The sequence below is a fragment of the Sphingomonas sp. AC435 genome, from assembly GCF_979253005.1.
The window spans coordinates 458601-471554 of sequence record NZ_CEEDCJ010000001.1 but is presented as its reverse complement, the minus strand read 5'-3'; the positions used below and the strand labels follow the sequence as shown (position 1 = coordinate 471554).

The window sequence follows — 12954 nt, the reverse complement described above, 5'->3', positions numbered from 1 at the left end:
CAGCAGGAGTGTCACAGCAGCAGGTCCTGCGGCGTCATCCGACCGATATGGCCGCCGCCGCGACGGCGGGCCATCTCGGTTTCCGCGGTGTAGCGGATGTCGGGGTCGCGGTCGGTCAGGAACCCGACCAGGCTTTCCTCCTCGATCTCGCGCCATTCCTTGCCGCGATCAGGACCGTAGCGGACGCGCGGCAGCAGGCCCGGCTCCTTCGACCACTGGATCAACTGCGCGACCGACGCCTCGTTCAACTGGTCGCGCAGGTGATGCGCGGTGACATAGGCGTCGGGGAACGCGCGGTGCACCGGCAGGCCACGTTCGTGGATCATCCCCTCCGGATTGCGCCAGTAGCGCAGCACCTGATTGGAGAAGCTGGGGCTGTCCGGCCAAAGCCGCAGCGCGCATTTCCAGGTGCAGATCCAGTCGGCGCCGTGAGTCAGCGACGGCGTGCAGAACTGCTCCTCGAAACTGGCGCGGTGCGCGGCGAGGGCGACGCGGCGCGGCCACGGGTCGAGCACGGGCCGCGCGACGTCGTGCCACCAGCGCGCATCCTCGACATCTTCGTTGCGGATGTGGTGGATCGCCATCGTAATCGGCGGGATCTGGCGGCCGGGATTGACGAGAATGTTGCCCCCGTCTCCGTACAACTCCCAGCGCCCGTCCGGCCCTTGCGCCACGTCCTGCCAGCCGACCTCGCACACGCCATGCGCGGGTGGGGAATTGCCGGTGGTCTCTAGGTCGATGACGCGGATCAGGGTCGGTTGCGAGCGGGAAGCCATGCGGGTCATGTGGGGTCGAGCAGGTCCGAAAGCGAGATGTCGACGCCGCTGTCGGCGAGCGTCGCCTCGACGGTGGCGAGCAGCCCCAGCAGGGCGGGGCGGTCCGCCGCCTCCGCGCGCAGGGTCAGCGCCCCTTGCGTATTGGAGGCGCGCAGCAGCCACCAGCCGCTGTCGCTCGTGACGCGCACGCCGTCCGTCTCGTCCACCACAACACCCTGCGCCATCAGCCGATCGCGAACCTCCGCGACGACCCCGACCTTGCGCGTTTCGGCGATGGGAATGCGCAGGTCGGGCGTGCGCTCCACCGCCGGCATCGCATCGACCAGTTCGGTCAGCGACCGGCCGGATAAATGCACTGCGCGGATCAGGCGCACCGCGGCGTAGAGCGCATCGTCGAAGCCGTAGTAATCCTGCGCGAAGAACAGGTGGCCGGACAGCTCGCCCGCCAGCGGCGCGCCCGTCTCCAGCATCTTGGATTTGAGCGTTGCGTGGCCGGTCTTCCACATCAGCGGGGTACCGCCGAGTTCGGCGATACGGTCGAACAGCGCCTGACCCGATTTCACGTCGGCGACGATCGTCGCGCCGGGCAGTTCGCGCAGCAGCGGCTCGGCCAGGATGCCGAGGATCTGGTCGCCGGCGATCGTCCGCCCGCGCGCATCGACCGCCGCGATCCGGTCACCGTCGCCATCGAAGGCGAGGCCGAAATCGAGCCCTTCGCGCGCGACGAGCGCCTTCAGGTCGGCGAGGTTCGCGTCGATGCTGGGATCGGGGTGATGGTTCGGGAAGTCGCCGTCGACCTGTGTGAACAGCAGATGGTGCTCGCCGGGCAGAACCCCGGTCAGTGCCTCGACCGCCGGCCCGGCCGCTCCGTTTCCGCAGTCCCAGCCGATCCGGTACGTGCCGCCGCCATAGCCCGCCATCAGCCGCGTCACGTAATCGCCGCAGACATCGACATCCGTGACGCTGCCCGCACCTTCCAGCCAGTCGCCATCCGCCGCCAGCGCGGCGAGATTCTGGATATCCTCGCCGAAGAAGGCACGGTGCTGGAGCACCATCTTGAAACCGTTGTCCTGCTTGGGATTATGGCTGCCGGTGACGTGGATGCCGCCGTCCACGTCCAGCACCGCCTCGGCGTAATAGAGCATGGGGGAGGGGCCGATGCCGATCCGCACGACATCGACGCCGCCAGCGGTCAGCCCTGCGACCAGCGCGGCCTCCAGCATCGGCGAACTCGTCCGCCCGTCGCGGCCGACCGCGATCCGCGTGCCGCCCGCGTGCCGCAGCCGCGTCGCAAAGCTGCGGCCGAGCGCATACGCGTCCTTTTCGAACAGGGTGCGCCCGACGACGCCGCGCATGTCGTATTCGCGCAGGATCGTGGGATCGAAACGGTGGCTCACCCCTTCAGCAACCGATCCCGTGCCGCGTTGATGCGCCGCGCCAGTTCGACGGAGCCGCCGCGATCCGGGTGGACGCCCGACAACAGCCGACGATGGGCCTCGCGGATCGCGTCCGCGCCGTCGCGGGGGCCGACGCCGAGCACCGCGCGCGCCTCCGCCTCGTCGGCGGCCATGCGGCGCTTTCCGCTGGGTTTCAGATACGTCCAGACCGCCCAGATGACGAGAATGGCGATGAGGAACTTCACGCGGCGACCCCGCCGAGGTCGACGCCGGGCAGCGCGGGCTCGGCCGCACCGGCCTCGGGCAGTTGCAACGCCGCCATCATCTCGCGCAGCTCTTGCCGCGCGGCGACATGCGCCAGCCCCATCGCGCCGAACTCGCGGCTGTCGATCATCGTCAGCCCTTGTGGGAACAGCTCGCGATAGATCACGCGCTCGCCCAGCCCCGGAATGATGCGGAAGCCGACCCGCTTGGACAACTGCGCCAGCGCATCCGACACGCGGCGCATGTTGCGCGCCTCGATATGCTGGAGCCGGTTACGCAGTACGACCCAGTCGATCGTGGTGCCGTCCGCCCGCGCCCGCTGCTTGCGCGCGTCCCAGATCAGCTCCGAATAGAAGGAGGGGCGGGTGACGTTATAGGTGTCAGGATCGACCTGCCCGATCAGGTCGAAATCGACGAAGCTGTCGTTCATCGGCGTGACCAGCGTGTTCGACAGCGTCGCCGCGGTGCGCGCGAAATGATCGTCGCGCCCCGGCGTGTCGATGACGAGGAAGTCGGACCCTTCGGCCAGCTGGTGCCAGTTATCCTCGAAGAACGCCTCGCTGGTCCCGTCATGCGTCGCGTGGCGCGGCATCGGCAGTTCGACCCCGCGACGCCGCATCGTCTCGGCGCGATTGTCGAGGTAGCGGCCAACGGTGCGCTGGCGGTGGTCGAGGTCGAAGCACGCCACGCGCGCGCCCTTCGCCGCCAGCGCGATCGCGACGTGGACAGCCGTCGTCGACTTCCCCGTGCCGCCCTTTTCGTTGGCGAAGACGATGATATGTGGGCCAGCGGTCAATGCCGGGTTCCCCCCTGTTGCGCGTTGGTGTTGATCGTTGGTCGTCCTCTCCATAGAAGCCCCCGGCCCCCGTTTCGAGAGGAAGTTTCCCGTGCGTACCGTCCGCGACCTGACCGACCTGCGCGCGGTGCTCGGCGAATGGCGCGCAGAGGGCGCGCGGATCGCGCTGGTGCCGACGATGGGGGCGCTCCACGCGGGTCACATGGCGCTGGTCGAGGCGGCGCGGCGGCCGGGTACGAAGGTGGTGGCGTCGATCTTCGTCAACCCGAAGCAGTTCGGCCCCAACGAGGATCTCGGCCGCTATCCCCGGCGCGAGGCGGCGGATACGCGCCTGCTGACGGAGGCGGGCTGCGACCTGTTGTGGCTGCCGCCGGTGGAGGTCATGTACCCGGCGGGCTTCGCGACGAACATCAGCGTCGCGGGCGTCAGCGACCATTTCGACGGCGCGGCGCGGCCGGGTCATTTCGACGGCGTCGCCACGGTGGTGACCAAGCTGTTCAACCAGACCCGCGCCGACGCCGCCTATTTCGGCGAAAAGGATTACCAGCAACTGGCGGTGATCCGCCGCTTCGTCGCCGATCTGGACATCGATATCGAGGTCGTCGGCGTGCCGACGCAGCGCGACGACGACGGCCTCGCGCTGTCGTCGCGCAATATCTACCTCGACGAGGGGGAGCGCGCAAAGGCGGTGGCGCTGCCCCGCGCGCTGGGCATCGCGGCCCGCGCGATCACGAAGGGCGACGATCCTGCCGCCGCGCTGGCGGATGCGACCGCGACGCTCATGGGTGCGGGGTTCGAGGTCGATTATGTCGCATTGGCCGATGCCGAGACGCTCGCGCCCGATCCTGCCGCCGATCGGCCGCGCCGGTTGCTGGCGGCGGCGCGCATGGGGCAGACGCGGCTGATCGACAATATCGCGATCGAACCGAATTGATGACCAAGGATCCCTAACGCGCATCGAATCGAACGAGGTTAAGCCGTTAACCATTTGGGAAGGCGTCGGCCCGCACATGTTGTCCCACGAACTGCAAGCGTTTGCAGCGAAGGGGCCAGCAATGGGCAACAGTCTCAAGAGTGCGCAATTCCTGATCGAAAGCCGGATGGCCGATGCCGCCGCCGGTGACGGAGATGCGCTGTACGATCTCGGCATCTGCTATCAGACCGGCACGTCCGGCGTCGCCGTCGACCTGATCGAGGCGCACAAATGGTTCAACCTCGCCGCCGTGTCCGGCTTCACCGCCGCGCAGGACGCGCGCGCGGAGGTGGCCGAGGACATGACCGCACGCGAAATTGCCACGGCACAGGCGGCGGCGCGGGCGTGGCTGGGCATGACGCGGCGGCTGGCAGCCTGAACCGCTGAGTTCCCGCGCAGGCGGGAATGCAGTGGTTGGAATGCGGGGTGACGACGACAGCACGGTGGGCTGCGACCTGCTAGTGGCGCGAGCCACCTCCGAATTCGTCCCCGGCGAAGGCCGGGGCCCAGTCTGGCAAGCGCTCCCGAGTCTCACGCAGTGAGTGGCAACTGGACCCCGGCCTTGGCCGGGGAGGAGCCACGCTCAGGCCGCTACTCGGCCGCCGCCTTCTTCTTCGCCGGCGCCTTCTTCGCGGCGGGCTTCTTCTCCGCCGCAGCTCCCGCCTTCACGGCCGGCTTCTTCGCAGGCGCCTTCTTGGCCGCCGCCTTCTTCTTCGGCTTGGGGGCCGCCGCCGCGCGGGCGTCGATCAGCGACGCCGCTTCCTCCAGCGTCAACTGGTCCGGCGTGATCGACTTGGGCAGCGTCGCATTCGTCTCGCCGTCGGTGACGTAGGCGCCGTAGCGTCCCTCCATCAGCTTCAGCTCCAGCTCGGTGCGCGGATGCTTGCCGAGCTCCTTCAACGGCGCACGCGCCGCACCGCGCTGCGGACGGCCACCGCCGGCAGCAGCCTCGGCCAGCTTCACGACGGCCGCGTTCATGCCCGTCTCGAACACGTCGGCCGTCGATTGCAGCCGCGCGTACTTCCCGGAATGCGCCAGATACGGCCCGTAACGGCCGATCGAGGCGGTGATCGGCTCGCCCGACTCGGGATGAGTGCCGACCGTGCGCGGTAGCGACAGCAGTTTCAGCGCCCATTCCAGATCGAGGTCGACGTCCTTCGGGATCGAGGCGCGCTTCGCCTCCTTGCCCTCGCCGAGCTGGATGTACGGGCCGAATCGCCCGGACTTGCGCTCCACCGGCAGGCCCGTCTCGGGATCATTGCCCAGCGTCTCGGGTCCCGAATCCTCGTCGGCCGAGCCGCCTTGCGCGAATCGCCGCGTATATTTGCACTCGGGATAGTTGGAGCAGGCGACGAACGCACCGAATCGGCCGCCGCGAAGTGCGAGTCGCCCGGCGCCGCAATTCGGGCACAGCCGCGGATCGCCCCCGTCCGCCTGTTGCGGGAACAGATACGGCGCGAGAAATTGATCCAGTTCGGCCGTAATCGCGGACGGCTGTTGTTCCATGACCTCGCTGGTGCGCGGCTTGAAGTCGCGCCAGAACGCCTCGAGCACCGCCTGCCACTGGGCACGGCCGCCGGACACGTCGTCCAGTTCCTCTTCCAGCTCGGCGGTATAGTCGAACCCGACATATTTTTCGAAGAACCGCTCCAGGAACGCGGTCACCAGCCGGCCCGATTCCTCCGCGAAGAACCGGTTCTTCTCGATCCGCACATAGGCGCGGTCCTTCAGCGTCTTGATGATCGACGCGTAGGTGGAAGGGCGGCCGATGCCGAGTTCCTCCATGCGCTTGACCAGCGACGCCTCGGAAAAACGCGGCGGCGGCTGGGTGAAATGCTGCTCCGCGTCGACCGCCTTCTTCGCCGGCGCATCGCCTTCCTTCATACGCGGCAGGCGGCGGGCATCCTCGTCCGCGCTGTCGTCGGTGCCCTCTTCGTAGAGCGCGAGGTAGCCGGGGAAGAGCACCACCTGACCAGTGGCGCGCAGCAGGTTGCGGCCGGTGCCGTCCGCCAGTTCGACGGTCGTCCGCTCCATCCGCGCCGACGCCATCTGGCTGGCGAGCGCGCGCTTCCAGATCAGGTCGTACAGCCGCGCATGATCGCCGCCGCCGACCTTGTCCTTGCCGAAATCGGTCGGCCGGATCGCCTCGTGCGCTTCCTGCGCGTTCTTCGCCTTGGTCTGGTACTGGCGCGGCTTGTCGGGAACGTAGCTGGCGTCATAGCGGTTCGCGACAGCCAGCCGCGCCGCGGAAATGGCGCTGCCGTCCATCTGCACGCCGTCCGTCCGCATGTATGTGATCGCGCCGTCCTCGTAGAGGCCCTGAGCGATCCGCATCGTGTGATCGGCGGAGAAGCCCAGCTTGCGCGCGGCTTCCTGTTGCAGTGTCGAGGTGGTGAACGGCGGCGGCGGATTGCGGCCCGCCGGCTTGGTTTCGACCGTCTGGACGGAGAAGCGACCGTCCTCGACCGCGGCCTTCGCCTTCAGCGCATCGCCTTCCGCACCGATCGACAGCCGGTCCAGCTTCTTGCCGTCCCACTGGACGAGGCGCGCGGTGAAGGGCGTGCCGTCCTGCTCCATCTGCGCGGTGATCGACCAATATTCCTGCGACTTGAACGCCTCGATCTCGCGATCGCGCTGGACGATCAGGCGCAGCGCCACCGACTGCACCCGCCCCGCCGACTTCGCGCCGGGCAGCTTGCGCCACAGCACCGGCGACAGCGTGAAGCCCACCAGATAGTCGAGCGCGCGGCGCGCGCGGTACGCATCGATCAGGTCGTTATCCAGCTCACGCGGCTGGCCCATCGCCGTCGTCACCGCCTGTTTGGTGATCGCGTTGAACGTCACGCGCTGCACGTCCTTGGGCAGCGCCTTGCGGTTGCGCAGCACCTCCTGCACGTGCCAGCTGATCGCCTCCCCCTCGCGATCGGGATCGGTCGCCAGGATCAGGCGGTCGGCGGTCTTCGCCAGATCGGCGATGGCCTTCAACTGCTTCGCCTTGTCCGCGTAGTTTTCCCACTCCATCGAAAATCCCTCGTCGGGATTCACGGAGCCGTCCTTGGGCGGCAAGTCGCGGACATGGCCGTAGGATGCCAGGACCCGGTAGTCCGAACCCAGGTACTTCTGGATGGTCTTGGCCTTGGCGGGTGATTCGACGATGACTAGCTGCATGGGGGCTCTGTACAGTCCTTACGTGTACGCGCGAGGGTGGGGAGCCTCACCACCCTCTGTCAACGAAACTATCCGCCGCCGTGCTGCGAGCCTGTGCCCCGATTTCCGGTCAGGCGTGTTCGCGCGACAGTTGCAGATAGCGCGGGCAGAAATCGCCGGCATCCGCCAGCGCAGTCCAGTCGGGGATCTTCACCCACCGTGCCTTGGTTTCGACCAGCCCCTCGCGGCGCAACGCCTGCAGCGTGCGGTTGACGTGGACGCTGGTCAGGCCGAGCGCGTCGGCCATGTCCGTCTGCGTCAGCGGCAGGTAGAAGGAGCACGCTCCAGAGCTGATATCCGCTCCCTGTCGCAGCGCCATTTCGCAGATCAGGTGCGCCAGCCGCGTATAGGCCCCGCGCCGCCCGACATTGGCGATCCATTCCCGGAACACCGACGACCCCGCCAGACTGTCGGTCCAGATCGCATCCGCGACGGCCGGACGCGAATGCATCAGGTCCAGCATCGCGCGGTGCGGCACCAGCGCGACCTCCACGGGTGTCAGCGCCTGGACGTTGTCGACGGAGGGGAACAGCATCGCGTAATGCAGGTCGATCGGTTCCCCTTCCATGTGCAGGCCGACGACCTGCCGCGTGCCGTCGCCCATCGTCTTGTGACGCGACGCGACGCCCTTCAGCAAAATGATGCAGTGGCTGGGCAGGTCGCCCTCGCGGATGATGTAGCGGCCGGCATCGACCAGCTTCAGCGTGTGCGGCAGCGTCAGAACGGCGTCCGCATCCGCGGCGTCGAGAACGAATCGCCGCTTCAGGACCCGAACGAAGGGGCCAAGAGTGTTGCGTTGCTCGATCATGATCGCTGCTCCCGTTTGCAGCCTATCCGAAAAGATCGACTGCAATAGGTTAAGTGATACCGATTGCGGTCTAAAATCCCTTACATATGATTGGGTTAGTTCATCAATGATCGCTTTATGACATCATACCGCCTTGTTCACGCAAGATAGCGTAACACGAACCCGATGATCCGCTCGATTTTGTACGTCAGCCGCAGCACGCTGGTCATGCCCGCCGAGGAGTCGCGGGTGCAGGATATCGTCGACTGGTCGCGCGGCTGGAACGCGGAGGTCGGCATCACCGGCGCGCTGATGTTCACCGAGAAGCATTTCGCCCAAGTGATCGAGGGGCCGCTGGCGCCCATTGCGGAGTTGATGGGCAAGATCCGCGTCGATCCGCAGCACACCGGCATCGATGTCATCCTCGATCGCCTGATCCCCGCGCGCCAGTTCGCGGGCTGGACGATGGCGTATAGTGGGCCCGAGGATTTCGTCGAAGCGCAGCTCGCCCCGCTGGCCGCCGGCCGCCCGCCCGAGGGCCGCAACACCGCCGCCCACGCGCTGATCGCGGTGATGCAGGGACTGTCGAGGCTGGGGGCGGCCTGAGCCGCAGGCGCTAGATCAGGCTCACGCGGCCGCCCGCGTGCCGCTCGATGCGGCCGGCGAGTTCCAGTTCCAGCAGCACGGTCTGCACCACTGCCGTGGTCAGGCCCGCCTGCCGGATCAGTTCGTCGACCGACACCGCCACGGGGCCGAGCAGGTCGATAACCCGCCGCCGGTCCGCGTCGCTCGCATCCTCAGGCGGAGGCGGCGTGTAATCGCTGCCGGGAGAGCGGACGGCGCGCGGATCGATCGGGCGCAGCAGTTCCAGCACGTCGGCGGCGCTCTGGACCAGCGTCGCACCCTCGCGGATCAGGCCATTGCAACCCTGCGCGCGGGGATCGAGCGGGCTGCCGGGCACCGCCATCACTTCCCGCCCCATCTCGGTCGCGAGTCGCGCGGTGATGAGCGATCCGGATTTCGGCGCGGCCTCGACCACGACGGTGCCCTGACACAGGCCGGCGATGATGCGATTGCGGTACGGAAAGTGCCGTGCGCGCGGCTCGGTGCCCGGCGGCTGTTCGGCCAGCAGCAGCCCGCGCGTCGCGACCTCCTCCTGCAAAGCGCCATTTTCCGGCGGAAAGACCATGTCGATGCCGCTGGCGATAACGCCGATCGTGCCGCCCGCCGCCAGCGCGCCCTGATGCGCCGCGGTGTCGATGCCGCGCGCCAGCCCGGATACGACCGTCGCGCCCTGTTCGGCGAGATCATGGCCCAACATGCGGGCGAAGCGGCACGCCGCCGCAGAGGCGTTGCGTGCACCGACGATCGCGACGCACGGCCGCGCCGCCAGCGACAGGTCGCCGCGCCAGATCAGGGCAGGGGGCGCGTTGTCGATCTCGGCCAACGGCCGCGGATAATCGACATCGCCCAGAAACAGGTACCGCGCTCCGAGCCGCTCCGTCCGCGTCATCTCCGCCATGATGTCTGGCAGTGCGGGCACTCGCGGAGCCTGACCGCCGCCACGCTGCGCCAGCATCGGCAGCGCGTCGAGCGCCGCCTCCGCCGTGCCGTACCGCGCGAGCAACTGGCGATAGCCGACCGGCCCAATCCCATGCGTGCGGATCAGGCGCAGCCGCGCCACGTCCGTCCCGCTCACTTCGCCCGGCCGATCCTCGGTTCGGTCCCCGCCAGCAGCCGTTCGACATTGTCGCCGTGCTTCCACAGCACCAGCAGCGCGAGTGCGATCAGCAGCAGCACCAGGTCGAACCGCCCGAACAACGCCGCCGCGACCGGCGCGCTGATCGCCGCGCTCATTCCCGCCACCGCCGAGATGCGCAGCGCCGCCAGCAGCCCCAGCCACACCGCGGCGTACACCAATCCGATCGGCCAGTGCAGCGCCAGCACGATGCCCATCAGCGTCGCCACCCCCTTGCCGCCGCGGAAGCGCAGCCACACCGGATAGCAATGGCCGACGAACGCCGCCGCGCCCGCCAGCGGTCCGGTGCCGGGAAACAGCGCCTCGACGATCAGCACCGCCGCCAGCCCCTTGGCCATGTCGAGCAGCAGGGTCGCCGCCGCCAGCCCCTTGCGCCCGGTCCGCAGCACGTTGGTCGCGCCGATATTGCCGGAGCCGATCTGGCGCAGGTCGCCAGCGCCCGCGACACGGGTCAGGATGATCCCGAACGGGATGGAACCCAGCACATAGCCGAGCACGAGCGCCAGTGTCGGGGCGATCCAGAGGATTTGGGTCTGCAAACGTCCCCCTAAGCGAAACGGAACATAACGCGTTCACGTCACCTGTCCACTAATCTGGATCAGCCGTGCACCGCCAGCCCCAAGCCGCTAAGGGGTCGCCGATGAGCGACCTGGCCCCGATCCTGTTCTTCGATTCCGGCGTCGGCGGCCTGTCCGTCGTCGCGCCGACGCTGGCGCTGCTACCGAACGCGCCCGTCGTCTATGTCGCCGATTCGGCGGGTTTCCCCTATGGCACGAAGTCGGAGGCGGAGATCGCCGCGCGCGTACCGGCGCTGCTCGGCCGCCTCGTCGAGCGTTATCGTCCGCGGCTGGTGGTGATCGCCTGCAACACCGCCTCGACCATCGCGCTGCCGGTCGTGCGTGCCGCGCTCGACCTGCCCGTCGTCGGCACGGTGCCAGCGATCAAGCCTGCCGCCGCGATGAGCCGCACGCGTGTGATCGGCGTGCTGGGCACCGAGGCGACGGTGCGCCAGCCCTATGTCGACGACCTCGCGGCGCGATTCGCGGGGGATTGCGTGGTGCTGCGCCACGGGTCGGCAGCTCTGGTCGAGCTGGCGGAAGGCGCGCTGGCCGGTACCGCTCCGCCCCTCGACACGATCGCCACAGAACTCGACGGGCTGTTCCGTCAACCCGGCGGCGACCGGATCGACGTGATCGTCAACGCCTGCACGCATTTCCCGTTGCTGGAGAGCGACATGGCCGCCGTCGTGCCGCCGGGCGCGCGCTTCGTCGACGGTGGTCCCGGCATCGCCCGGCGGATCGCCTTCCTGACCGATGGGCAGGCGTGGCCGGCGACGCCGCAGCCCGGGCGACTCGTGTTCACGCGCATCGCCGACCGCGAACGCGCGATTGCCGCGACGCTGGCGACGCGCGGGCTGCCGCTCCTCGAACAACTCTAGGGAGTACCAGCATAATCTCGATCAGTGCGTTCGTTCTTCCGCGCTGGAAAAACGTCGCGGAGGCGCGTAGACGACCGGTCCATGACCCCGGCCTCTTTCGCTCCGGCACTCACCTCCGCCCCCAGCAGCCACGGTGCGGAGGCGCGCGTCGATTACGCGCACGTCTTCACGCAGGCGATCGACCGGCTGCATGCCGAGGGCCGGTACCGGGTGTTCATCGACATCCTGCGCAACAAGGGCGCGTTCCCCAACGCGCGCTGCTTCGCCGGGCATAACGGGCCGAAGCCGATCACCGTCTGGTGTTCCAACGACTATCTCGCGATGGGCCAGCACCCCAAGGTGATCGCGGCGATGGAAGAGGCATTGCACGATGTCGGTGCCGGCTCCGGCGGCACCCGCAACATCGGCGGCAACACGCACTATCACGTTGATCTGGAACATGAGCTTGCCGACCTGCACGGCAAGGAAGCGGCGTTGCTGTTCACCAGCGGCTATGTCTCGAATGAGGCGACGCTGGCGACGCTGGCCAAGATCCTGCCCGGCTGCGTGATCTTCTCGGACGAATTGAATCACGCGTCGATGATCGCGGGCATCCGCAATTCGGGCTGCGAGAAGCGCATCTTCCGCCACAACGACCTCGATCATCTCGAAGAGCTTCTGGCCGCCGAGGACCCCTCGGTGCCCAAGCTGATCGCATTCGAAAGCGTCTACTCGATGGAGGCGGACATCGCCCCGATCGGCGCGATCTGCGATCTGGCGGACAAGTACAACGCGCTGACATATTGCGACGAGGTCCACGCAGTCGGCATGTACGGCGCGCGCGGCGGCGGCATCTCCGAACGCGACGACGTCGCCGGGCGGCTGACCATCATCGAGGGGACGCTGGGCAAGGCGTTCGGCGTGATGGGCGGTTACATCGCCGCCACCCGCACGATCATCGACGTGATCCGCAGCTACGCGCCCGGCTTCATCTTCACGACCAGCCTGTCGCCGGTGCTGGTCGCCGGCGTTCTCGCCAGTGTCCGCCACCTCAAGGCTTCGACCACGGAGCGCGAGGGGCAGCAGGCGGCGGCGACGCTGCTGAAGACGATGATGGCCGATGCCGGCCTGCCGGTGATGCTCGGCGGAACGCATATCGTGCCGCTGATGGTCGGCGACCCGATCAAGGCGAAACGGATCAGCGACATCCTGCTCGCCGAATACGGCGCGTATGTGCAACCGATCAACTACCCCACGGTGCCGCGTGGAACGGAACGCCTGCGCTTCACCCCCGGTCCGACGCACACCCCGGCGATGATGCAGGAACTGACCGACGCATTGGTCGAGATCTGGAGCCGGCTGGAGTTGAAGAAGGCGGCTTGAGGTAAAGCTGCTCACCTCCCTCGGGGGAGAGGGGCTCTCACAAGCAATTCCGCCAGGACTCTGCCCCCGCCGGCCGGGGATCGTTGCGAACTGGCTCCGCTGCCAGTTACGAAGCCGCCACCCCGGCGAAGGCCGGGGTCCAGTTGGGCATCGTTCTCAGTATATTACCGCCGACATCCTGGCTGGACTCCGGCC

13 protein-coding genes are annotated in these 12954 nt (G+C 67.9%); 5 read left to right on the top strand and 8 right to left on the bottom strand.

The features are described 5' to 3' along the window. Positions 1 to 11: 11 nt before the first annotated feature. From AC0CH8_RS02155 to AC0CH8_RS02140, 4 genes are read right to left on the bottom strand one after another with little or no spacing between them, the layout of a single operon-like run. Positions 12 to 776: a hypothetical protein gene (locus AC0CH8_RS02155; protein WP_204199179.1), complete on the bottom strand. Its 765-nt coding sequence runs from the start codon at positions 774 to 776 to the stop codon at positions 12 to 14. 5 nt (positions 777 to 781) lie between these two features. Continuing rightward, entirely contained in the window at positions 782 to 2173 is a 1392-nt protein-coding gene (pgmG, locus tag AC0CH8_RS02150) for a phosphoglucomutase/phosphomannomutase PgmG (protein WP_465238488.1), read from the bottom strand. Beyond that, positions 2170 to 2418, bottom strand: coding sequence for a J domain-containing protein (locus AC0CH8_RS02145; protein WP_211534472.1), 249 nt, complete (start codon positions 2416 to 2418; stop codon positions 2170 to 2172). Before AC0CH8_RS02145 ends, pgmG begins: the two co-directional genes overlap by 4 nt. After that, positions 2415 to 3233 (bottom strand): division plane positioning ATPase MipZ, encoded by an 819-nt coding sequence (locus AC0CH8_RS02140; RefSeq protein ID WP_239474559.1) that lies wholly within the window; start codon positions 3231 to 3233, stop codon positions 2415 to 2417. Before AC0CH8_RS02140 ends, AC0CH8_RS02145 begins: the two co-directional genes overlap by 4 nt. 91 nt (positions 3234 to 3324) lie before the next feature. Between AC0CH8_RS02140 and panC the strand changes: the two genes are divergently transcribed. Together panC and AC0CH8_RS02130 are read left to right on the top strand one after the other, a co-directional pair. Then, entirely contained in the window at positions 3325 to 4167 is an 843-nt protein-coding gene (gene panC, locus AC0CH8_RS02135; RefSeq protein WP_465238487.1) for a pantoate--beta-alanine ligase, read from the top strand. A 121-nt stretch (positions 4168 to 4288) separates the two neighbouring features. Next, a complete protein-coding gene (locus AC0CH8_RS02130; protein WP_204199183.1) occupies positions 4289 to 4585 on the top strand; it encodes an SEL1-like repeat protein in 297 nt (98 codons plus the stop codon). A 212-nt stretch (positions 4586 to 4797) separates the two neighbouring features. Here AC0CH8_RS02130 and topA read toward each other — a convergent pair whose 3' ends face one another. Continuing rightward, the gene (gene topA / locus AC0CH8_RS02125; protein ID WP_465238486.1) at positions 4798 to 7374 is read right to left on the bottom strand and encodes a type I DNA topoisomerase; all 2577 of its coding nucleotides are present in this window, start codon (positions 7372 to 7374) and stop codon (positions 4798 to 4800) included. A 109-nt stretch (positions 7375 to 7483) separates the two neighbouring features. After that, positions 7484 to 8221: a Crp/Fnr family transcriptional regulator gene (locus AC0CH8_RS02120; RefSeq protein WP_204199185.1), complete on the bottom strand. Its 738-nt coding sequence runs from the start codon at positions 8219 to 8221 to the stop codon at positions 7484 to 7486. A 165-nt stretch (positions 8222 to 8386) separates the two neighbouring features. On the opposite strand from AC0CH8_RS02120, the gene AC0CH8_RS02115 reads away from it, so the two are divergent. After that, positions 8387 to 8806 carry a BLUF domain-containing protein gene (locus AC0CH8_RS02115; RefSeq protein WP_465238485.1) on the top strand — a complete coding sequence of 140 codons (420 nt, stop codon included), beginning with the start codon at positions 8387 to 8389 and terminating at the stop codon, positions 8804 to 8806. A 10-nt stretch (positions 8807 to 8816) separates the two neighbouring features. Here AC0CH8_RS02115 and dprA read toward each other — a convergent pair whose 3' ends face one another. Next, the gene (gene dprA, locus AC0CH8_RS02110; RefSeq protein WP_465238484.1) at positions 8817 to 9899 is read right to left on the bottom strand and encodes a DNA-processing protein DprA; all 1083 of its coding nucleotides are present in this window, start codon (positions 9897 to 9899) and stop codon (positions 8817 to 8819) included. Then, positions 9896 to 10498, bottom strand: coding sequence for a glycerol-3-phosphate 1-O-acyltransferase PlsY (gene plsY, locus AC0CH8_RS02105; protein ID WP_465238483.1), 603 nt, complete (start codon positions 10496 to 10498; stop codon positions 9896 to 9898). The genes dprA and plsY overlap by 4 nt, the downstream gene beginning before the upstream one ends. Before the next feature lie 101 nt (positions 10499 to 10599). Between plsY and murI the strand changes: the two genes are divergently transcribed. Both murI and hemA read left to right on the top strand, forming a co-directional pair. Continuing rightward, positions 10600 to 11397 (top strand): glutamate racemase, encoded by a 798-nt coding sequence (gene murI, locus AC0CH8_RS02100; RefSeq protein WP_465238482.1) that lies wholly within the window; start codon positions 10600 to 10602, stop codon positions 11395 to 11397. Between the two features lie 81 nt (positions 11398 to 11478). Next, positions 11479 to 12759 (top strand): 5-aminolevulinate synthase, encoded by a 1281-nt coding sequence (gene hemA / locus AC0CH8_RS02095; protein ID WP_465238481.1) that lies wholly within the window; start codon positions 11479 to 11481, stop codon positions 12757 to 12759. The last annotated feature ends 195 nt before the right edge of the window (positions 12760 to 12954 follow it).